19 protein-coding genes are annotated in these 21,430 nt (G+C 42.5%); 16 read left to right on the top strand and 3 right to left on the bottom strand.

Annotated features, from left to right (window positions below; translation table 11 throughout):
- Nucleotides 1-11: 11 nt before the first annotated feature.
- The 15 genes from infB to dltD all read left to right on the top strand — a co-directional run bounded on the left by infB (nucleotide 12) and on the right by dltD (nucleotide 16,948).
- On the top strand, nucleotides 12-2,651 hold the full coding sequence (infB, locus tag C5Z25_RS01320; protein ID WP_105450969.1) for a translation initiation factor IF-2: 2,640 nt from the start codon (nucleotides 12-14) through the stop codon (nucleotides 2,649-2,651).
- Nucleotides 2,652-2,678: 27 nt separating this feature from the next.
- A complete protein-coding gene (gene rbfA, locus C5Z25_RS01315) occupies nucleotides 2,679-3,032 on the top strand; it encodes a 30S ribosome-binding factor RbfA (RefSeq protein ID WP_105448539.1) in 354 nt (117 codons plus the stop codon).
- A 112-nt stretch (nucleotides 3,033-3,144) separates the two neighbouring features.
- On the top strand, nucleotides 3,145-4,068 hold the full coding sequence (gene truB, locus C5Z25_RS01310) for a tRNA pseudouridine(55) synthase TruB (protein WP_105450967.1): 924 nt from the start codon (nucleotides 3,145-3,147) through the stop codon (nucleotides 4,066-4,068).
- Between the two features lie 14 nt (nucleotides 4,069-4,082).
- Nucleotides 4,083-5,087, top strand: a complete 1,005-nt coding sequence (gene ribF, locus C5Z25_RS01305; RefSeq protein ID WP_105450965.1) for a riboflavin biosynthesis protein RibF — start codon at nucleotides 4,083-4,085, stop codon at nucleotides 5,085-5,087.
- A 3-nt stretch (nucleotides 5,088-5,090) separates the two neighbouring features.
- Complete coding sequence (gene budA, locus C5Z25_RS01300; RefSeq protein WP_105450962.1) at nucleotides 5,091-5,804, top strand: acetolactate decarboxylase; 714 nt, start codon at nucleotides 5,091-5,093, stop codon at nucleotides 5,802-5,804.
- A gap of 191 nt (nucleotides 5,805-5,995) precedes the next feature.
- On the top strand, nucleotides 5,996-7,039 hold the full coding sequence (gene hrcA / locus C5Z25_RS01295) for a heat-inducible transcriptional repressor HrcA (protein WP_105450959.1): 1,044 nt from the start codon (nucleotides 5,996-5,998) through the stop codon (nucleotides 7,037-7,039).
- Between the two features lie 20 nt (nucleotides 7,040-7,059).
- Complete coding sequence (gene grpE, locus C5Z25_RS01290; protein WP_370447206.1) at nucleotides 7,060-7,656, top strand: nucleotide exchange factor GrpE; 597 nt, start codon at nucleotides 7,060-7,062, stop codon at nucleotides 7,654-7,656.
- Between the two features lie 41 nt (nucleotides 7,657-7,697).
- Entirely contained in the window at nucleotides 7,698-9,557 is a 1,860-nt protein-coding gene (gene dnaK / locus C5Z25_RS01285) for a molecular chaperone DnaK (protein WP_105450955.1), read from the top strand.
- A gap of 104 nt (nucleotides 9,558-9,661) precedes the next feature.
- Entirely contained in the window at nucleotides 9,662-10,813 is a 1,152-nt protein-coding gene (gene dnaJ / locus C5Z25_RS01280; RefSeq protein WP_105448532.1) for a molecular chaperone DnaJ, read from the top strand.
- 438 nt (nucleotides 10,814-11,251) lie between these two features.
- The gene (locus tag C5Z25_RS01275; RefSeq protein ID WP_105450953.1) at nucleotides 11,252-12,430 is read left to right on the top strand and encodes a serine hydrolase domain-containing protein; all 1,179 of its coding nucleotides are present in this window, start codon (nucleotides 11,252-11,254) and stop codon (nucleotides 12,428-12,430) included.
- A gap of 34 nt (nucleotides 12,431-12,464) precedes the next feature.
- On the top strand, nucleotides 12,465-12,614 hold the full coding sequence (locus C5Z25_RS01270) for a teichoic acid D-Ala incorporation-associated protein DltX (protein ID WP_105450951.1): 150 nt from the start codon (nucleotides 12,465-12,467) through the stop codon (nucleotides 12,612-12,614).
- A gap of 38 nt (nucleotides 12,615-12,652) precedes the next feature.
- Entirely contained in the window at nucleotides 12,653-14,179 is a 1,527-nt protein-coding gene (dltA, locus tag C5Z25_RS01265) for a D-alanine--poly(phosphoribitol) ligase subunit DltA (protein WP_105450950.1), read from the top strand.
- Nucleotides 14,179-15,396: a D-alanyl-lipoteichoic acid biosynthesis protein DltB gene (dltB, locus tag C5Z25_RS01260; RefSeq protein WP_105452819.1), complete on the top strand. Its 1,218-nt coding sequence runs from the start codon at nucleotides 14,179-14,181 to the stop codon at nucleotides 15,394-15,396. Before dltA ends, dltB begins: the two co-directional genes overlap by 1 nt.
- A 32-nt stretch (nucleotides 15,397-15,428) precedes the next feature.
- Entirely contained in the window at nucleotides 15,429-15,665 is a 237-nt protein-coding gene (dltC, locus tag C5Z25_RS01255; protein WP_490329878.1) for a D-alanine--poly(phosphoribitol) ligase subunit DltC, read from the top strand.
- Nucleotides 15,662-16,948, top strand: a complete 1,287-nt coding sequence (dltD, locus tag C5Z25_RS01250) for a D-alanyl-lipoteichoic acid biosynthesis protein DltD (RefSeq protein WP_105450948.1) — start codon at nucleotides 15,662-15,664, stop codon at nucleotides 16,946-16,948. The genes dltC and dltD overlap by 4 nt, the downstream gene beginning before the upstream one ends.
- 121 nt (nucleotides 16,949-17,069) lie before the next feature.
- Here the strand turns inward: dltD and C5Z25_RS01245 are convergent, their stop codons facing one another.
- Nucleotides 17,070-18,332 (bottom strand): ISL3 family transposase, encoded by a 1,263-nt coding sequence (locus tag C5Z25_RS01245; RefSeq protein WP_105452818.1) that lies wholly within the window; start codon nucleotides 18,330-18,332, stop codon nucleotides 17,070-17,072.
- 196 nt (nucleotides 18,333-18,528) lie between these two features.
- Here C5Z25_RS01245 and lepA point away from each other — a divergent pair, with 196 nt between their 5' ends.
- Nucleotides 18,529-20,364 (top strand): translation elongation factor 4, encoded by a 1,836-nt coding sequence (gene lepA / locus C5Z25_RS01240; protein WP_105450946.1) that lies wholly within the window; start codon nucleotides 18,529-18,531, stop codon nucleotides 20,362-20,364.
- 305 nt (nucleotides 20,365-20,669) lie between these two features.
- On the opposite strand, the gene C5Z25_RS12490 is transcribed toward lepA, so the two are convergent.
- Both C5Z25_RS12490 and C5Z25_RS12600 read right to left on the bottom strand, forming a co-directional pair.
- A complete protein-coding gene (locus C5Z25_RS12490) occupies nucleotides 20,670-20,843 on the bottom strand; it encodes a hypothetical protein (protein WP_158682879.1) in 174 nt (57 codons plus the stop codon).
- Between the two features lie 274 nt (nucleotides 20,844-21,117).
- Complete coding sequence (locus C5Z25_RS12600) at nucleotides 21,118-21,315, bottom strand: hypothetical protein (RefSeq protein WP_234002791.1); 198 nt, start codon at nucleotides 21,313-21,315, stop codon at nucleotides 21,118-21,120.
- Nucleotides 21,316-21,430 lie beyond the last annotated feature (115 nt).

Genomic DNA, 21,430 nt, shown 5'->3' with positions numbered 1-21,430 from the left:
AGGGTGAAGATATGGGGAAAAAGCGAATTTATGAATTAGCGAAGGAGCTAAATATCCCAAGTAAACAGTTGATTGCGCAAGCACAACAGTTGGGATTCTCCGTCAAAAATCATATGTCGACACTCGGTGACAATGAAGAGCGGCAATTAAAAGGCGCTCGCACTGCTACCAATCCGAAATCTACAACGACTGGGGCAACCAGTCCGGCTTCAAAAACTGAAGCCAAAAGTGTGACACGAACTGCTAACCAGCAGCAATCCAACTCGCGTCATCAACAGAGTGGTGATTCTTTGAATAATAATCGAAATAATAACAAAACTAATAATAGTAGCAGTAACAGTAGTAGTAGTCAAAACCGGAGTAGTAACAACAGTAGTCGGACTAGTTCAACTAGCTCACGGCCATCAAGTTCACGGTCAAATACAACTAATAGCAACCGGAGTAACGGTAATGCTAGTCGTTCTAATACGACTAACAACCGGACGAGTAATAACACTAACCGGAGCAATGGCAACTCAGCTAATCGCTCAAACAGTACGACTAACTCGCGGAGCTCATCGAATAACTCGAGTCGTACTAGCAATAATACTAACCGATCAACAACTAGCTCAAATCGGTCAACGACCAGCTCAAACCGTTCCAACACCAGCAGTAACCGTTCAACAACGAGTTCTAATCGGACCAGTAACAGCAATCGAACTACTAGCGGCAGCAACAACAATAACAGCAGCCGTAATGGTAGCGGGCGCTTTGGTGGCGGTTTAAATAACAGTAATAGTCGTTATCGTGGCGGGAATAACAATCGTCGTCGTAATAAGAAACAAAGCCGTAAGAATCAACGGATTCGTCAAGTTAGCAACAAGCCAGTTTCAGTTCGTAAAGACCGGCCATTGCCAGAAACGTTGATTTATACAATCGGGATGAATGCCCAAGATTTGGGTAAAATTTTGCATCGCGAACCAGCTGAAATTATCAAGAAGTTGTTCATGTTAGGGGTTGCGGTTAACCAAAACCAATCCTTAGATAAGGACACGATTGAAGTTTTAGCAGCTGATTACGGCATCAATGCGCAAGAAAAAGTCCAAGTGGATGTCACCGACTTAGATAAGTTCTTCGATGATGAAAACAACAATACTGAAAACTTAGAAACACGAGCACCAGTTGTTACGGTTATGGGTCACGTCGATCATGGTAAGACAACGTTGCTTGATAAGTTACGGCATACACATGTTACCGCTGGTGAAGCTGGTGGGATTACCCAAGCAATTGGGGCTTACCAAGTCAAACATGCTGGCAAACCAATTACATTCTTGGATACACCTGGACATGCGGCCTTTACAGAAATGCGGGCGCGTGGTGCTGACATTACCGATATTACAGTCTTAGTTGTGGCTGCTGATGATGGTGTTATGCCACAAACAATCGAAGCGATTAATCATGCGAAGGCTGCCAAGGTGCCAATTATTGTGGCGGTTAACAAGATTGATAAGCCGGGTGCTAACCCTAACCATGTCATGGAACAATTAACTGAATATGGGTTAATTTCTGAAGACTGGGGTGGCGATACGATTTTTGTTCAAATCTCAGCTAAATTCGGTAAGAACTTGGATGAATTATTGGACATGATCTTATTACAAGCAGAAGTCTTAGAATTAAAAGCTAATCCGAAACAAAATGCGGCTGGTTCAGTGCTAGAAGCTAGTTTGGATCGTGGTAAAGGTTCAACAGCAACCTTGTTAGTTCAACAAGGGACGATGCATGTTGGGGACCCAGTTGTTGTTGGGAATACCTATGGTCGTGTACGGACGATGACTAATGATCAAGGCCGACGTCTGAAAGAAGCCATTCCATCAACACCAATTGAAATTACTGGGTTAAGTGATGTTCCTGAAGCGGGTGATCGTTTCGTGGTCTTCGATGACGAAAAGACAGCGCGTGATGCTGGTGAACAACGGGCTAAACAAGCTTTAATGGATGAACGGAAGCAAACTGCACACGTTACGTTGGATAACTTGTTTGATTCAATGAAACAAGGTGAAATTAAAGAAGTTGACGTCATTATTAAGGCGGATGTTCAAGGTTCTGTGGAAGCCTTAGCGGGTAGTTTACGGAAGATTGAAGTTGAAGGCGTGCGGGTCAATATTATCCATACCGCAGTTGGGGCCATTAACGAAAGTGATGTCGCTTTAGCAGAAGCAAGTAACGCTATCATTATCGGGTTCAATGTACGGCCAACGCCACAAGCCAAGTCCCAAGCTGATACTGACGATGTCGATATTCGATTGCATCAAGTTATTTATAACGCAATCGACGAAATCGAAAGTGCGATGAAGGGCATGCTCGAACCAACTTACGAAGAAAAAATCACTGGTCAAGCCGAAATTCGTGAAATCTATAAGGTTTCTAAGATTGGTACAATCGGTGGTGGGATGGTCACTGATGGGGTTATCCATCGGGATTCTGGTGTTCGAGTTATCCGTGATAGCGTCGTTATTTATGATGGCAAGTTAGCCAGCTTACGGCGGTTCAAAGATGACGTTAAGGAAGTTAAGCAAGGCTTTGAATTAGGTTTACGGATTGAAGACTATAACGATATTCGTGTTAACGATGTTATCGAAGCTTATGTCATGAAGGAAGTTCCGGTTGAATAAACGGACGCCAACGGAGGTGCATTAGCGATGGCACAACATTATCGAGTCGGTCGACTAGAGCAAGAGATTCAACGTGAAGTCGATGACATTTTATTGAAACGAGTTCGGGATCCACGCGTGGCTGGGTTAACGATTACCGGTGTAACGGTAACGGGAGATTTACAGCAAGCAACGATTTACTACAGTATTTTATCTGATAAAGCATCAGATGATGCGAAGACGGCTGCGGGGCTTGAAAAAGCGAAGGGGCTGATTCGGAGTGAATTAGGGTCACGTCTCAGTATTTATAAGACGCCTGAACTTACTTTTGAGCGGGATCATTCCGTTCAATATGGGAGTCATATTGATCAATTAATTAATAACTTGAAACGTCAAGATTAAGCAAGACATCAACCTTAAAAAGCGTCGCCAAATCCATGTGGATTGGCGACGCTTTTTTGGCGGTCAAATGGTGTGGTATACTGAACAGAGTTAATTTTAAGGAGCAAAAATAATGCCAAACGGAATTTTACCATTATATAAACCCCGTGGTCTGACTAGTTTTGACTGCGTTGCCAAAATTCGTAGATTATATCAAACTAGAAAAGTGGGCCATTCTGGCACCCTCGATCCGAGTGTAGATGGTGTGTTGCCAATATGTATCGGTAATGCGACCAAAGTTGTACAGTTTTTAGTCGCTTCTGGCAAAGAATATCAAGGGAGTATTACCTTTGGTTTTGCGACGACAACAGAAGATTTAGATGGTGAAGAGGTCGCAAGAACACCGATCACTAAGCCGTTTACGGCGGCCGAAATTGATGCGGCTTTAGCACAAATGACGGGTACCATCACCCAAATCCCGCCAATGTTTTCAGCGGTGAAAGTGAATGGTCGGCGATTGTATGATTATGCGCGGCATGGTGAGACAGTTGCACGGCCAGAACGGCAGATTGAAATCGCTAGCTTCAAGCAACGTCAAGCCGCGACTTATGATGAGACGACTAAAACGCAGACGGTTTATTTTACTGTGGCTTGTAGTAAGGGGACTTACGTTCGAACTCTGGCGGTCGATGTTGGAAAAAAGCTAGGCGTCCCCGCAGTGATGAGTGATTTAACGCGTTTAAAAAGTGGTGGTTTTACACTGGATCAAACCGTTACTTTTGAAGAAATTGCGGCTCAAGTTGAAGCAGGGACCGCTGATGACTTATTAGCACCCATTGATCGAGCTTTAACGCAGTATCCACAAGTGGCGCTGACGGCTGCTCAATGGGAACGTGTACGGAATGGGGCCTTTTTAACGGCTGATGAAGGCCAACAAAAAGCCCCTAATGCAGACACGTTGGTTGCATTGACCTACCAAGGCAGTCTAAAATGTCTATATGGTTATCGTGAGGCCGAACAACGTTATAAACCATTTAAAATGTTTTCGGTAAATTAAGGAGTTTTTTTGACATGCAGGTGATTAATTTAACTTATCCTGATGTCACTGGTCAAATTCCAGCTGGGCCAGTTGTTCTGGCACTCGGCTTTTTTGACGGTGTACATCAGGGCCATCAACAAGTGGTGGCAACGGCACGAAAAGCAGCTCAAGCACAAGGTGCCCGGCTTGCAGTGATGACGTTTGATCAGCATCCCTCCGTTGTTTTTCAAAAGACAGACCCACAACAAGTGCGCTATTTGACGACCATTGAGCAAAAGGCCGCTTTGATGTCAGAATTAGACGTTGATTTATTGTACGTTTTACATTTTGATGCAACTGTCGGGGCATTACCGCCCCAAGTCTTTGTGGATCAATTAATTGTTGGCCTCCATGCAGAGACAGTGGTTGCTGGTTTTGACTATACGTATGGTCCTGCGTCGATTGCAAATATGACGCTTTTAAGTTCCTATGCGCAGGGTCGATTTGACATTATTGAGGTGCCCAAAAAAATTGATGCACAAGCTAAAATTAGTTCGACCCGGATTCGAACAGCGCTGGATTTAGGTCAAATTGATGAAGCTAATGAATTATTAGGTTATCAATATGAAACGACGGGGCTGGTTGTTCACGGTGAAGCTCGTGGGCGAACGTTGGGCTTTCCAACGGCAAATGTTGCGCATAATACCAATACCCGAGTACCTGGTATTGGTATTTATGCCACGATGGTTCAAGTTGGCTCACAGTGGGTGATGGGGATGGCTTCAGTTGGTCACAATGTCACCTTTGGTCAAGATCGGCCGATTACCGTTGAAATTTATTTGTTAGATTTTATTGGCGATATTTACGGCCAAACTTTAGTGATTCGCTGGGGTCATCGGATGCGTGGCGAAGTGAAGTTTGAAGATGCGGCCGGTTTAGTTACCCAGCTAAAGAGTGATGAACAGGCGACTCGGGCTTATTATGCGAGTCACCCGTTTCAGGCCAAACCGAGATTATGGTCAGCTGTTGCAGCGAACGTGCACGATGAGGAGGACTAGCAAATGGTAGCAACAAATACGATTTTTCAACATGGGACGTTAGGGTTATTAGTGCCAGGGTTATATACGGGGACGATCACTGCTGGTGAATTGTTAACACATGGTGATACTGGGATTGGGACTTTAGATGGGTTAGATGGTGAGGTCATTATTTTAAATGGCACTGCTTATCAAGCACGCGAAGACGGCCAGATTCGTGAGATTGCGGCGACCGAAACGTTACCATTTGCCTCAGTTCATTTTGAAAAGCCAGCGATCAGTAGTCCTGTTGCCGAGCTGACACAAGCGGCGTTTGAAAAGCAGTTGTTAAAGGACTATCAATTAATGAATGTTTTTGCAGCAGTCCGAGTAGATGGCCGGTTTAAACACATCAAGACGCGGGTCGCCCCACGTCAGCAGCCACCTTATCAGACTTTGGTAGCGGCTACGGCCCATCAGCCAGAATTTGAAGGGCAAGCCGTCGATGGGACGATTATTGGCTACTTTGCGCCACAGCTTTTTCAGGGGGCGACAGTCGGTGGGTTTCATTTACACTTCTTAAGTCAAGACCATCAGTTAGGTGGGCATGTCTTGGGTTTTGAAATTGACCAAGCGACGGTTAAGGTTCAACGTTTTGCAGACTTTAAGGTACATTTACCAATTGACAATCTGGCTTATCTACAAGAACCATTTGATAATCAAGCCATTGATTCTGCCATCAATCGGGCAGAACGCTAAATTGAAATCATTGCCATTAGCCTTGGACCATGGTCCGAGGTTTTTTGCGGTCTTGGTGGTTAGCTAGACTAAATTAGCAGTCCAACAATTATTTTGCTAAAAAACTTTGTCTTCCCTTGACTTTAACCTAGGAGGTTGTTATATTAGTAACTGTGTTAGCACTCTATTGAGTTAAGTGCTAAAAAGAGGTGATGATCACGTTAACTGAACGACAAAGCCTAATTTTGAAGGCTATTGTCCGTGACTATACCGAAGGCGGTAACCCGGTCGGGTCTAAATCCTTAGTACAAGAGCTGCCCATGAAGGTTAGTTCGGCCACCATTCGTAATGAAATGGCCCAACTTGAAGATTTAGGTCTAATCGTCAAAACGCATCTATCTTCTGGTCGGATTCCGTCAATTAAAGGCTATCGTTATTATGTTGATTATATCTTGAAGCCTGAAAAAGTTGACGGCAACGATTTGAAGGTCATCCAACATTCATTGGGTGGTGAATTTCATAAAATTGATGAGATTGTCGCACAATCGGCGGAAATTTTGTCACAATTGACAAGTTATACGACGTTTACACTGCGACCGGAATTAAAAAACAGTCGGTTAAGCGGCTTCCGGTTAGTTCCACTAGGTAATCATCAAGTGATGGCGATCTTGGTGACGAATAACGGCGATGTCGAGAACCAGACGTTTACAATTCCAAATGACTTAACCGGTGATGAGCTGGAACCAGTTGTCCGTTTCATTGATGACCAATTGATTGGCCTGCCGTTACAAGACGTCTTGTCAAAGTTACAGCAAGAAATTCCGTTGAAATTATCGCAGTACTTGCAAAATCCCAACGGGTTCCTGGATATCTTTGGCAGTGTATTGTCCAAGGCAGCTTCTGAACGATTTTATGTGGGTGGCAAATTAAATTTATTTAATTATACGACCATGCAGAATCCTAAGGAAATGCAGTCATTGTACTCGTTGCTTGATCAGACCGACAGTCTCGCAAATGTGATTGGGTCGCCTGGTCAGCATATTCAAGTACGAATTGGTAACGAAATTACCAATGATTTGCTGAAAGACTATAGTCTAATTACCGCAACGTATGATGTTGATCGGCACGGGCAAGGCATGATTGCCTTGCTTGGACCGACCGCCATGCCATACTCACGAATGATTGGCTTAATGGGCGCGTTCCAGCGTGAACTGGCCCGCAAACTGTTAGAATATTACCGGTACTTTGATGAGTGACGGACAGGGAGATGAAATCATTGGCAAAAAAACCAACTACTAGCGAGCAAGCTGATGAGCAGATGGCTAGCCAAACGGCACAGTCCGCAGCTAAGCAAACCGCATCAACTGATGATCAAACAGACGCGCAAACCGATACGGCGACAGCGCCGGTTGATCCCGCGAATGCAAAACTCGCAGCTTTGCAGCAAGAACTAGATCAAAAGGATGACCAATTATTACGGACGCAAGCTGAAATTGTGAACATGCGAAATCGGTTTAAGAAGGAACAAGCGTCAATTATTAAGTATGATGGTCAAACTTTAGCTAAAGATGTGTTACCAGTGCTTGATAACTTGGAACGGGCTTTAGCCACCGATGCCACCGATGAGACTGCACAACAGTTGAAGAAGGGTGTCGAAATGGTTTATGGTCATTTACAAGAAGCCTTGAAGAAAAATAACGTTACCGAAGTCTCAGCTGATGGGGCAACGTTTGATCCGACTATTCATCAAGCTGTTCAAACAGTACCCGCAACGGATGACCAACCAGCTGAAACGGTGGTTAAAGTGTTGCAAAAAGGGTATATGTTTAAAGACCGCACCTTACGACCAGCGATGGTTGTTGTGGCGCAATAATATTAAATCAAAAAAACTATTTAAAAGAGGTTTGTTAATTTATGGCAAGTAATAAAATTATCGGTATCGACCTTGGGACAACTAACTCTGCAGTTGCAGTTCTTGAAGGTAGCGAACCAAAAATTATCACAACACCTGAAGGCGGCCGGACGGTCCCATCAGTTGTTGCATTTAAAGATGGCGAAACTCAAGTTGGTGAAGTTGCCAAGCGGCAAGCAATCACTAACCCTAACACGGTTGCTTCAATCAAGCGTCACATGGGCGAAGCTGGCTACAAAGTAAACGTTGAAGGCAAAGATTACACGCCACAACAAATTTCAGCAATGATTTTACAATATATCAAGGGTTTTGCTGAAGATTACTTAGGCGACACCGTTGAAAAAGCGGTTGTAACCGTACCTGCATACTTTAATGATGCGCAACGACAAGCAACTAAAGATGCTGGTAAAATTGCTGGTTTAGATATCGAACGGATTATCAATGAACCAACCGCAGCGGCCTTAGCTTATGGCTTAGACAAAACTGACAAAGATGAAAAAATCTTAGTTTATGACCTTGGTGGTGGGACCTTTGATGTTTCCATCTTGGAATTAGGCGATGGTGTGTTTGAAGTCTTATCAACCAATGGGGATACCCAACTTGGTGGGGATGACTTTGACCAAAAGATTATTGATTGGTTAGTAGCTAGTTTCAAGGCTGATAATGGCGTTGATTTAGCACAAGATAAGATGGCCTTACAACGGTTAAAGGATGCTGCTGAAAAAGCTAAGAAGGACCTTTCAGGTGTTTCTGAAGCACAAATCAGTTTACCATTTATCTCAGCCGGTGCTAGTGGTCCCTTGCATTTGGAACAAACTTTAACTCGGGCTAAGTTCAATGAATTGACTGCTGATTTAGTTGAAAAGACTCGCATTCCAGTTGAAAACGCCTTGAAGGACGCAAACTTAACAACTGCTGACTTGGACGTGGTTATCTTAAACGGTGGCTCAACTCGGATTCCAGCTGTTCAAGATGCCGTTGAGAAATGGACAGGTAAAGAATCAAATCATTCAATTAACCCTGACGAAGCAGTTGCTTTAGGTGCTGCTGTTCAAGGTGGGGTCATTACTGGTGATGTTAAAGACGTGGTCTTACTTGACGTTACACCGTTATCACTTGGAATTGAAACCATGGGTGGGGTCTTCACGCAATTAATCGAACGGAATACCACCATTCCAACTAGCAAGTCACAAGTATTCTCAACGGCCGCTGATAACCAACCAGCTGTTGATATTCATGTCTTGCAAGGTGAACGTCCAATGGCTGCTGACAACAAAACCTTAGGTCGTTTCCAATTAACTGATATTCCTGCAGCCCCACGTGGCGTTCCTCAAATCGAAGTTAAGTTTGATATTGATAAGAACGGGATTGTTAATGTTTCCGCTAAGGATATGGGGACTAATAAGGAACAAAAGATTACTATCAAGAGTTCAACGGGTCTTTCTGACGAAGAAATTGATCAAATGGTCAAGGAAGCCAAAGAAAACGAAGATGCTGATAAGAAGCGTAAAGAAGAAGTTGATTTGAAGAACGAAGTTGATCAATTAATCTTTACGACTGACAAGACGCTTAAAGAACTCAAAGGCAAAGTTTCTGACGACGAAGTTAAACAAGCTCAAGATGCGCGTGATGCTTTGAAGAAAGCTCAAGATGACAATAACGTTGATGAAATGAAGACTAAGAAGGACGAATTGAACAAGATTGTTCAAGACTTATCAGTCAAGTTATATCAACAAACGCAACAAGCCCAAGGCGATGATAGCGGTGCTGCTGATGCCGCAGATCAAAGCAAGGAAAACGGTGATGACAACACTGTTGACGGTGACTTCGAAGACTTAGATAAAGATAAGGATAAGAAGTAACCATTATCGGTTGCAACAAAAAGCCAAGGCCGCGCGGCTTTGGCTTTTTGTGTCAGATATGCTAATATTAATGGGACTTTATCAAGGATCATTAGGAGGTTACAATGGCAGAACAAGATTTATATAAGGTTCTGGGTGTTGCGAAAGATGCGAGTCAGGACGAAATCAAGAAAGCTTATCGGAAGCTTTCAAAAAAGTATCATCCTGATTTAAATCATGAAGCGGGCGCTGAGGACAAGTTTAAGGCTGTCAATGAGGCTTATGAGACATTAGGTGATCCACAAAAACGGACCCAGTATGATCAATATGGCTCAACGGGCGGTCAACAAGGCGGCTTTGGTGGCGCTGGCGGTTTCAATGGTCAAAGTTACGGTGGCTTCGGCGGCGGTGGCGGTGGTTTCGAAGATATCTTTAGTTCATTCTTCGGTGGCAACGCTGGTGGCGGTAGTCGGCGGCCAAATCCGACTGCACCGCAACAAGGTCGGGACTTACAATATGAAATGACGTTGAAGTTTGAAGATGCCATTTTTGGGAAACAAACTAATATTACCTATAACCGTGAAGAACAATGTGAAACTTGTGGTGGTTCTGGGGCTAAGCCTGGGACGTCACCAGTGACTTGTTCGAAGTGTCAAGGGAGTGGCTATATTCAAGTTCAAACGAATACCCCCCTTGGCCGCATGATGAGCCAACAAGTCTGTGATGTTTGTCATGGAACTGGTAAAGAAATCAAAGACAAATGTGCAACTTGTGGTGGCGCCGGTCATACTGAACAAAGTCATTCCATTAAAGTAACGGTGCCAGCTGGGGTTGAAGAAGGCCAACAGATGCGGTTACAAAATCAAGGAGAATCCGGAGTTAACGGTGGTCCTTACGGTGATTTGTTTATTATCTTCCGAGTTGAACCCAGCGACGAGTTCGAACGGGATGGTGCTACGATTTACTTTAAATTGCCAATTGATTTCGTCCAAGCGGCGTTAGGTGACGAAGTGCAAGTTAAGACGGTCCACGGGGATGTTAAGATGAAAATCCCTGCTGGTACGCAGACTGGCACCACGTTCCGTTTACGTGGCAAGGGCGCACCACGTTTACGTGGTAACGGTACTGGTGATGAACGGGTCACGATTATGATTCAAACGCCAACCAAACTCAATAAGGGTCAAAAAGAAGCCTTAAAGACGTTTGCAAAGGCCAGTGGTAAAACAGTTGCCGGTAATGGAAAAAGTTCACTATTTGATAAATTACGTGGCGTGTAAGTTAAATGATTAAAAATTAAGTTGAACGGCTTGTCTTCTGGCAAGTGTTCAACTTTTTTTGTGTCAAGAAATGGGTGATATCGTAAAGTAAAGACGCTTGTTTATTAACTAACCTTCCTGGCGTGTGATTTTTCAATAAACGGTTTCGATATATTACAGGTGGCTGATTTAAGGGTGCTAGAATTAATCAAGGAGGTGAATCAATGGCCACTTTTCAAAGGTGTGCCGCTAAAACTAACGGTAATGTTACAAAACCGTTACAAAACCGACCTTTGATTAGACGGACAGGCAAGTTTTTATCCTTTTCAAGTGCAAAACGGGTTCAATTCAGCTAGCCTGCTAAACTAGTACTATTGAACTTGATGAATCAGGATTGAGGCTAAGTGTAATCGTTGGCTAGGATTCATCATAAATTAACGGATGGGGAAGTTAATAACTTTGAAACGATTAAAACTAGTTTTATTGATTATATTGGGAATTGGTGTGATTGGTGGCGGTTTTGGGGCTTATCATTACCATACTAAACGAGTTGAGCAGGCACAGCAGCAAAAAATTGCCGCAAAAAAGGCGCAAGCACGCCGGACAGCTCAAAAGCAGCGGGTGATTGCTAAAAAGATTAAAGCCGCTACATTTTCGAAGACTAAGAACGCTAATGCGCAGATCACAAAAATTTTAAAGACGAGCCAGTTCGTGGGGACTGCCTTAGTCGTTAAGAATAACCAAGTGATTTATCAAAGGGGTTTTGGTTACGCTAATAAGGCAAAGGAAACATTGAATGGACCGACGTCTAAATATCAAATTTTGTCGATTCAAAAATCAATTACTGCAGTTGGTATTATGCGATTAGTCCAAGCTGGTAAGTTGAAGCTAACTGATCCGGTCAATAAATATTATCCAACTATTAAAGGTGGCACGACGACTATCCGGCAATTATTGGATATGACTACTGGTTTTCGATTAAAGGATGGCTCAACTGATACCTTAGATGAACAACAAGTCGTTGATTATGCAGTTAAACACTTAACATTTACACCGGAAAAATTGGGGACCTTCAACTATTCTTCCGTAAACTTTCTATTATTAGCGGGGATTATCCGTCAAATTACGGGACAATCTTATAAGACGTTTTTCAACCAACAGATTATTAAAAAGCTTGACTTGCACCAAACAGGTTTCGTGATTAACGGTCAAGGCAAAGGTGCGACGACTGGCTATCAGGCTGTGACGGGGCAAATGACGCCTACTTATGCGACAAAAGCTCCTGAAACGACTGCCCAAATGGCAAATGAACTTGGAACCGGTCAAGTTTATATGAGTGCTGGCGATTTATTCAAAACGGAACGGGCGATTGTGGATGGTCAATTGTTAACGCCTAAAAATGTGGCAATTTTGCATAAGCGTACCGCTACAGGAACTTACGGTGGTGGTGTCTATAATGATCAACCAACCGCATTGCGTTCACACGGGGTTGGCTATGGTTATGAATCTGGCATCCGCTTATCTAAAGATGGCAAAAACGGTGTCGTGTTATTATCCAACTATTATCGGTCGACTGACACGTTATTAACAGCGATGAATAAAATCTATCAGGAAATGATGCGCGGTAATCTGAAGTGACCTGTTGATTGACTTATTTTGAGGAGGTGAAGGCATGTTCGCAAAATTGAAACTCTGGTTCCAACGTCCAGTTGTTCAATTCATTGCGCTTACAGTATTCTACTTTGCTGTCATGCTTGCCCTGGTTTATTTGTACGGGTATAGCGGTATTAATCAGGCCAAGTTTATCTACAATGAATTTTAATTGAGAACGGATTAATTTGTTTTTGGGGGAGATTACTAATGATCAAAAATATAATCAGTACCATTGATGATTATGCACGGACGCAACCTGAAAAAGTGGTTTATGATGTCCAGGGCGTGACGCACACGTACGCTGAATTAAAGGCTTATTCAGATGCGTTAGCAGCTCACCTCGAGACATTAGCTTTAACACCAAAGGCACCAATCATTGTCTTTGGTGGGCAAACTTTTGAAATGATTGCCACTTTCTTAGGCGTGGTTAAAGCGGGACGCGCGTACATTCCGATTGATACGCATTCACCAAATGAACGCTTAACGATGATTAATGCCATTGCCAAGCCCGCAGCAGTGATTGCGGTTGCCGATTTGCCAACTGGAGTAGGCACGACACCTGTTATTATTCCAGATCAATTAAAGGCAATTTTTGCAACGCCTGTACAGTACCAGCCACAGCATGCGGTAAGTGGTGATGAAGATTATTACATCATCTTTACTTCAGGCACGACTGGTCAACCTAAAGGGGTCGAAATTAGTCACACCAATTTATTGAGCTATGTTAATTGGATGTTAGGCGATGATTTTGGTTTACCTGAGCACCCTAAGGCGTTATCACAACCACCGTATTCATTTGATTTATCGGTCATGGATGTGTATCCAACTTTGGCTAGCGGAGGGACCCTGTATGCTTTACCAAAGGCAGTGACGGATGACTTCAAACAGTTATTCGCAGTTTTACCAACGTTACCGATTAATGTTTGGGTTTCAACGCCCTCATTTATGGATATCTGTTTGTTAGAACCTAAATTTGATGCCAGTCATTTACCTAACTTAACGCATTTTCTGTTTTGCGGTGAGGAACTGACGCATAAGACGGCCGCAACGCTCAAAGCGCGTTTCCCGGCCGCACGAATCTTTAATACGTATGGTCCGACAGAAACTTGTGTGGCGGTGACACAGATTGAAATTACAACTGCGGTCCTTGAAAAATTTACCCGCTTACCAATTGGTTATGCAAAGGCTGATACGCAAATGTTGGTCGTAGATGAGGCTAATCAACCGGTCGCCACCGGGGTTGAAGGTGAATTAGTAATTGCTGGACCTAGTGTATCTAAAGGCTACTTGAATAATCCAGTTAAAACGGCGAAGGCCTTCTTCAACTTAGCTGGTCAACGTGCTTATCATACTGGTGATATTGGGACGATGGATGCGGATGGGTTGTTCCGTTACTGTGGTCGGGTAGACTTTCAGATTAAAATGAATGGTTACCGTATCGAACTAGAAGAAGTCGATCATTTTCTCGGTCAACAACAGCACATTAAGCAAGCAGTCGCAGTGCCTAAATATAATAAGGATCATAAAGTCACACAGATGATTGCGTATGTTGTGCCTAAAGCCAATGATTTTGCCAGTGACTTTGCCTTAACGACTGCAATTAAGAAAGACTTACAAGGAATGATGATGGAATACATGATTCCGCAACGGTTTGTTTATCAGACCAGTTTGCCACTAACGCCGAACGGTAAAATTGATGTTAAGTCGATCATTAAAGAGGTTAATCCCGAATGATGTCCTTTACGTTTGATCCATATGGTAATCCTACGTATTTCATCCTACTATTCATTGCGCTATTACCATTGATGATTGGGTTACTTTATGGTCACCGCTCGCATATTTATGAATCAATTATTTCCTTTGTATTCTTGTTGCTGACTTTTGGTGGCGTGAAGTGGCACACAGGGATTGCATTGTTGATTTACTTGGTTTACCAGATTTGTCTAGTTTGGTTATATTCGCGGTACCGGCAACGCGCCGATTCACCGAATAAAGGCTGGATATTTGTGGTTAGCGTCATTTTAGCGATTATTCCGTTGGCAGTGGTAAAAATCACGCCGGCCGTTTCACATGGCGCTAGTTCTATTATTGGGTTTTTAGGTATTTCCTACTTAACCTTCAAAGTGGTCCAAACTATTATGGAAACTCGTGATGGGACGATTAAAGAGTTCCATCCGATCTTATTCGGACAGTTCTTACTATTTTTCCCAACCATTTCTTCAGGACCGATTGACCGTTATCGTCGCTTTGTTAAAGATTATGATAGTGTGCCAACGCGAGTGAAGTATTTAGATTTGGTGGAAAAAGGCGTCCGGTACATTTTCTTGGGATTCTTGTATAAGTTTTTATTAGCTTATATTTTTGGCACGTTAATGTTACCAACTGTGGGGCATGCGGCTCTACAAGCGCATGGTATTTCATGGGCCTTGCTGGGGTACATGTACGTGTACAGCATGGATTTATTCTTTGATTTTGCCGGCTACAGTTTGTTTGCAGTTGGGGTCAGTTATTTAATGGGGGTCGAAACCCCAATGAACTTTAACCAACCGTTCCGGTCAAAGAATATTAAAGATTTCTGGAATCGTTGGCACATGACGCTGTCATTTTGGTTCCGTGACTTTATCTACATGCGGATGGTGTTTTTCTTCATGAAACATAAAGTCTTTAAGAGCCGGATTACGACGGCCAACGTCTGCTACGTGATCAACATGTTAATTATGGGGTTCTGGCATGGTGAGACGTGGTACTACATTGCATATGGGTTGTTCCATGGCTTGGCGATGGTGGTCAACGATGCTTGGTTACGCTTTAAGAAAAAGCACCGTGAGCAAATTCCACATAATAAGTTTACGGAAGGCTTTGCAATTTTCTTAACGTTTAACGTTGTTTGTTTAAGTTTCTTATTGTTCTCAGGCTTTTTAAACACTTTGTTCTTTGTTCCACGGCATTAAAAAAATAAATTAATATTAGGGGCGTAATAACAATGGATGACACAAAATCAACAGTATTATCAATTTTACAAGATTTAACGGGTGAAGATGTTTCTGGACATATGGACACGAACTTATTTGATGAAGGTATTTTAGATTCAATGGGCTCAGTTCAGTTATTATTGGAATTACAAAGTCAATTGGGCATTGAAGTCCCAGTTTCTGAATTTGAACGTAGTGAATGGGATACCCCCGAAAAAATCGTTGCTAAGGTCGAGAGCATGCAATGAGTGTTCCAAAACGCCTTTTTAAGATTTTTGGGCCAATTATTTTGGCAGCAATCTTATTATTGGCCGTTCTGCTTTCACCATTTTCATTCGGATTAAATCATGTGTCTAAAACGACCGAAAAAAAAGCGGCCGTTTCATTATCACCAAACATTTTGAAGGGGCGGTTAGTTAAACGACAAGCGCTAGATGATGGCTACGTGCCATTCTTTGGTTCTTCAGAATGGTCACGATTTGATCCGATGCATCCATCTGTATTGGCAGACAAGTACCAGCGTAATTATCGGCCATTTTTACTGGGGGCACGGGGGACACAGTCGTTGACCCAATACTTTGTGATGCAATCGGTAAAAAAGCAGTTAACTAATAAGAAGGCTGTCTTTGTAATTTCGCCACAATGGTTTGTCCCACAAGGAACGCGAAAGGATGCTTTTGGGTATTACTACTCACCTTTACAAACGACCGATTGGTTACAGACGGAACAAAATACCGCCATGGATCGCTACGCGGCTAAGCGCTTATTGCAAATGCCGTCAGGTTCTTCGGACCGCGTTTTATCAGGTGCATTAGCGCGGGTAGCGGCAGGCTTAGAGCCAACTAGCACTCAACGGGCTTACATTAATTATAAGGCGCGCGTTTTAGGTAGCGAAGATGAATTCTTTTCTAAATTTGGTATTTCTGGCAAAAACTTGAATAAAGTTAAGACCCAGGAAAAACAATTACCAGCGACTTATAATTACACTAATCTAGATGCATTAGCGGGTAAGCTTGGTCAGCAATCGACCACTTCAAATAATCTAGAAATCAGTAATACCTTTTGGCGGACACAGTTAAAACGGAATTACAAACGACTTAAAGGTAGTCAAACGACTTTAGATTATACGAAGTCACCAGAGTTTGCTGATTTTCAATTGGTTTTGAATCAATTTGCTAAAAATCATACTGACGTTGCCTTTATTATTCCGCCGATTAATCAAAAATGGGCGAACTACACGGGGTTATCGATGAAAATGATGACAGCTTTTGATAAAAAGATTCGTTATCAATTGACCAGTCAAGGATTTAATAACATTATTGACTTATCGAAAGATGGTCAAGAGAACTACTTCATGACTGATACCATTCACTTGGGATGGCGCGGTTGGTTAGCAGTGGATCAGAAGTTGGATCCATTCTTAAGCAAACCAACGACAACGGCTCCAAGCTATCAGATAAATGATGCTTTCTACACAAAACAATGGCAACAATTAAATCCGAGCGCTATTAGCGCTTTTGAACAACAATAGCGTGACCAAAAAGATCTAATCATCTGGATTAGATCTTTTTTGGCGCCTAATGGGTTAGAATGACCGGAACAATTGTGGGTTCTTTGTCAACCGGTGTTGATGAGGAAAATTGGGGTTCAATTCATTTACGAATTGGGCTTCTTTTTTTTATTTTTATTTTGAATTCAATCTGTATTCTATAATTAAAATTCATCCAGTTTCGGTAGCCATAAGCTGTTCGTTTTATTTGTTTGATTTTACGATTAACACCCTCGATGGGCCCATTTGAGAGTGAACATTCCGTCATGTTTTTAATAAATTGCTTATTCTTGATAAAGGTCTTAATCGTTTGTAAGAGCTGAGGACTAACGTTCTCAACTCTACCTAAAGCTTCAATATATGCGACATAGTTTCGACTACGAATGGCCTCGACTAATTCGTGAGCTGAATAATAAGTGTTCGCAAATTCTTCATTCAGATCCAGTCCCTCCAGGATTAGTTGTTCCTGAGTTAGATGGTCTTTTAAATGCGAAAACCATTGTGGTTTATCTTTTTCAAGTTTTGAATAATCTTTGAGATAGAGCCGCCAGTAATACTTAAGCACGCGGTATTCACGAGTGTCTGGGGCAAATCTTTTCATCAATTGAACACGAGTCTGGTTTAAGGATCGTAAGACCATTTGAACTAAATGAAAGTTGTCGGCGACAACTTTGGCGTTAGGGAAAATACTGTGCATAATGGTGTAGTAGTTTGCGTTAAAATCCATCACAACCTGGGTCACTTGCTGGCGATTTTTCAAGGAGTAATGATTTAAGAAGAATGCCTTAATCTCTTTAGTTCTACGTCCTGGAAGGATGGCAATGAGGTCGTGTTTCTGTGCGTCAATGGTGATGAAACTCATTTGTTTACCGGTAGAACGGAATTCATCGATGCATAAAGTAGTTGGTAGACCATCATAGGCTGGTCTAGTTTGTTTCCCCAAAGCAACTAATTGACGACTGACAGTATTAGTTGATACATTGTACTCTGCGGCAATATTGACCATTGTGCGGTCTTCTGTTAGTGCTGTAGTAATACGGTGCTTAACATGTTGAGAAATCTGATGTTGCTTGGCCACTACGGGGGTTTGGGCAAGTAGGCTATGACCGCAAGCCCGACAGAGAAAGCGTTGCTTACGTAAAATTAACAATGCCGTTCGCTCGCTGATGTTGGAAATCCTGATATTAACTGTTTTAAAACCATTTCGAACGATTTCGTGTTGCCCACAACGTGGGCAAACACTAATTGAATAGGAAAGATCCGCGTAAATCCGTAAAGCATCCCGGCTATTATCTTGAATTTTAAAATTAGTTATATTTTGGTCTTTAATTTGTAGAAGAATTCTTGTAGACTGGTCTTGAGACATATTAATCTTCTCGCTTTCAATTAGTTTTCGTCGACTTGATTGTAGCACGTAGAGGTGGTATGCCTCTTTTTTTTTACAAAAATGGTGTCGCTGGATTCCTCCATCAACACCAAATATCATAGAACCCAATTGTGCTTGTTGAGGTTAGTTGGTATAATTGCTAAGACTAGGAATTAGTAAGAAAGTAGGAACATACATGGATAAAGCGACAATGCAGGATCGACAAAAACATATCCGTAATTTTTCAATCGTCGCCCATATTGATCATGGTAAATCAACGTTGGCAGATCGAATTCTCGAATTAACGGATACGATTTCCAAGCGTGAGATGCAAGATCAAGTGCTCGACTCAATGGATTTGGAACGTGAACGTGGGATTACCATTAAGTTGAACGCCGTGGAATTACACTATACTGCCAAAAATGGCGAAACTTATATTTTTCATTTGATTGACACCCCCGGTCACGTGGACTTCACGTATGAAGTATCACGGAGCTTGGCAGCGTGTGAAGGGGCTGTCTTGGTCGTTGATGCCGCGCAAGGGGTCGAAGCTCAGACCTTGGCGAACGTGTATCTAGCGATTGATGATGACTTAGAAATCGTTCCAGTAATTAATAAAATTGATTTGCCATCAGCCGAACCGGAAAAAGTTCGTCAAGAAATTGAAGATGATATTGGAATTGAAGCTGATGATGCGGTCTTGGCTTCTGCTAAGGCGGGTATTGGGATTGAAGAATTGCTAGAACAAGTTGTGCATAAGATTCCAGCGCCAACTGGCGACATTGAAGCACCCTTAAAAGCATTAGTCTTTGATTCCGTCTATGATGATTATCGTGGTGTTGTTTTAAGTATTCGGGTCCACGAAGGGGTCGTTCGCCCTGGTGATAAGATTCGCCTAATGAACAGTGGTAGTGAATATGAAGTAACCGAAGTGGGGGTCAATTCACCTAAACCGATTGCGCGTGATTTTCTAATGGCAGGTGATGTTGGTTATATTACGGCCAGCATCAAAGATATTCAAGATACGCGAGTAGGTGATACGGTTACGAATGCGGCTCATCCGACTGAAAAAGCGTTGGCAGGTTATCGGGAAATGAATCCAATGGTGTATGCCGGGATTTATCCAACTGATAATGCGAAGTTTACCGATTTACGTGAAGCATTAGAAAAGCTAAAGCTAAATGATGCTGCCCTTGAATTTGAAGCAGAATCTTCGCAAGCGTTAGGCTTTGGGTTCCGGTGTGGTTTCTTAGGTCTGTTGCACATGGATGTGGTGCAGGAACGGTTAGAACGTGAATTTAATTTAGAGTTGATTACGACGGCGCCATCAGTGACTTACCATGTTAAGTTAACGGATGGGACGGAGAAAGCTGTTGAAAATCCTGCCGACATGCCCGAAGCATCAGCTTTAAAGGAAATCCAAGAACCTTATGTCAAGGCGCAAATTATGGTCCCTAATGATTACATTGGCGCAGTTATGGAACTAGCACAACGGAAGCGTGGCGAATTTGATACGATGGCTTACTTGGATAATAATCGGGTAAACGTGGTCTATCATATTCCACTATCTGAAATTATCTTTGATTTCTTTGATAAACTAAAATCCAATACACGTGGTTATGCGTCATTGGATTATGATATTGAAGGCTATCGGCCGAGCAATTTAGTTAAGATTGATATCTTATTAAATGGTGATAAGGTTGATGCCTTGAGCTTTATTGCGCATCAAGACTTTGCTGCGGCCCGTGGGCGTGAAATCACGGCTAAGTTGAAGAATATCATCCCCCGGCAAAACTTTGAAATTCCAGTCCAGGCGACAATTGGGGCTAAAATTATTGCGCGGACGAATATTAAGGCTTACCGTAAGGATGTTACGGCCCATCTGTATGGTGGTGATCGTACGCGGCGGATGAAGTTACTTGAAAAGCAAAAAGTTGGTAAGAAACGGATGAAGGCCGTTGGGCGGGTTGAAATCCCACAAGAAGCGTTCATGGCAGTTTTGAAAACTGACGAGGAAGAAAATCCGTCATAATGGCGGTGTTAAGGGATGAAGTGCAACACAAAAGTTAGACAAAGCTAGATGTTTCTATGCTGCTAAGGAATGTTCTCGATATTCAATCGGGTGACATTCCTTTTGTTTTAAACGAAATTCGATGGTTATTATATCAATCAATATAACTCAATATAACTCGCTGAGACTTTTTAAGTGCCTCGATATCTGTGCAGGGTGGGAAAACACAACTCATCTAAGCTATTGATTATTCATTCACGGTTAGGGGTATTACTAATTTGAAAGGCTAAAATTTTCTTGCTGGCTTCATCGGTAATCGCAGAAATTTAGGCCCAGTTTTTATCCGCTAAGCGAACTTGGGTCACGTCGGTATGTAGGATCTCATATGGATGTGTCTGACTAAAGTTTTGCTTTAAAACGTTATCTGCTACTTTACCAATGGATCCCTTGTACGAAGAATGTTTTCCATTCTTGTGACGATTATACAAACTTACTTGCACATGTAATTCGTCCATCAAGTGCCGAACAATCGTATCGGCTCGGGAGCTTCGCTTGATCCACCGTGTTCTGATTCACTATTTGTGTTTTCTTCCGTCCTTTGAAGGTCCGAACAGGGTCATTGATTTTTTTAGAATATCGTTCTCTAATTTCGTATCATAGAGCTCCTGATTCTTCTGCACAAGCCCACTTTGTTTTGCGAGCTGACGGTGACGGACTTGTTTTCTCTAACGTTTTATTTGAGATGGCCTACCTTTAAGATGGGACTTTAGGCCTTCATACCATCACGTCTAAGTATGATCCGCCAATACTTATTTGTGCAGGTGAGAGATCATATTTCGATACGACAACGGCTAAAGACTCATTACGAGTTTGAAAGTAGTCTACCACATTCAATTTAAACTCTGACGAAAAAAAGCGTTTTCCTTTTCTCCGGGTTAAAGTTTCTACGCCACCTAGTTTATATTGTTGAATCCACTTTCTGACTTTCCGTTTAGGTAAGCCATATTTAGAAGCGAGGGTCCATAGCGCTAAGATAACTATTCAGATACGTGGCAACAACTTCTGCTTTTAATTTTGGACTATATTT

The sequence above is a fragment of the Lactobacillus sp. CBA3605 genome, from assembly GCF_002970915.1.
GTDB lineage: Bacteria > Bacillota > Bacilli > Lactobacillales > Lactobacillaceae > Lactiplantibacillus.
Note: the sequence above shows the minus strand (reverse complement) of the source record. Positions and strands in the feature narration are given on the sequence as shown.

What these genes read in the sequence shown, in the direction of transcription:
- infB (WP_105450969.1), top strand. Translation starts at nt 12, where the DNA reads ATGGGGAAAAAGCGAATTTATGAATTAGCGAAGGAGCTAAATATCCCA.
- rbfA (WP_105448539.1), top strand. Translation starts at nt 2,679, where the DNA reads ATGGCACAACATTATCGAGTCGGTCGACTAGAGCAAGAGATTCAACGT.
- truB (WP_105450967.1), top strand. Translation starts at nt 3,145, where the DNA reads ATGCCAAACGGAATTTTACCATTATATAAACCCCGTGGTCTGACTAGT.
- ribF (WP_105450965.1), top strand. Translation starts at nt 4,083, where the DNA reads ATGCAGGTGATTAATTTAACTTATCCTGATGTCACTGGTCAAATTCCA.
- budA (WP_105450962.1), top strand. Translation starts at nt 5,091, where the DNA reads ATGGTAGCAACAAATACGATTTTTCAACATGGGACGTTAGGGTTATTA.
- hrcA (WP_105450959.1), top strand. Translation starts at nt 5,996, where the DNA reads ATGATCACGTTAACTGAACGACAAAGCCTAATTTTGAAGGCTATTGTC.
- dnaK (WP_105450955.1), top strand. Translation starts at nt 7,698, where the DNA reads ATGGCAAGTAATAAAATTATCGGTATCGACCTTGGGACAACTAACTCT.
- dnaJ (WP_105448532.1), top strand. Translation starts at nt 9,662, where the DNA reads ATGGCAGAACAAGATTTATATAAGGTTCTGGGTGTTGCGAAAGATGCG.
- C5Z25_RS01270 (WP_105450951.1), top strand. Translation starts at nt 12,465, where the DNA reads ATGTTCGCAAAATTGAAACTCTGGTTCCAACGTCCAGTTGTTCAATTC.
- dltA (WP_105450950.1), top strand. Translation starts at nt 12,653, where the DNA reads ATGATCAAAAATATAATCAGTACCATTGATGATTATGCACGGACGCAA.
- dltB (WP_105452819.1), top strand. Translation starts at nt 14,179, where the DNA reads ATGTCCTTTACGTTTGATCCATATGGTAATCCTACGTATTTCATCCTA.
- dltC (WP_490329878.1), top strand. Translation starts at nt 15,429, where the DNA reads ATGGATGACACAAAATCAACAGTATTATCAATTTTACAAGATTTAACG.
- dltD (WP_105450948.1), top strand. Translation starts at nt 15,662, where the DNA reads ATGAGTGTTCCAAAACGCCTTTTTAAGATTTTTGGGCCAATTATTTTG.
- C5Z25_RS01245 (WP_105452818.1), bottom strand. Translation starts at nt 18,332, where the DNA reads ATGTCTCAAGACCAGTCTACAAGAATTCTTCTACAAATTAAAGACCAA.
- lepA (WP_105450946.1), top strand. Translation starts at nt 18,529, where the DNA reads ATGGATAAAGCGACAATGCAGGATCGACAAAAACATATCCGTAATTTT.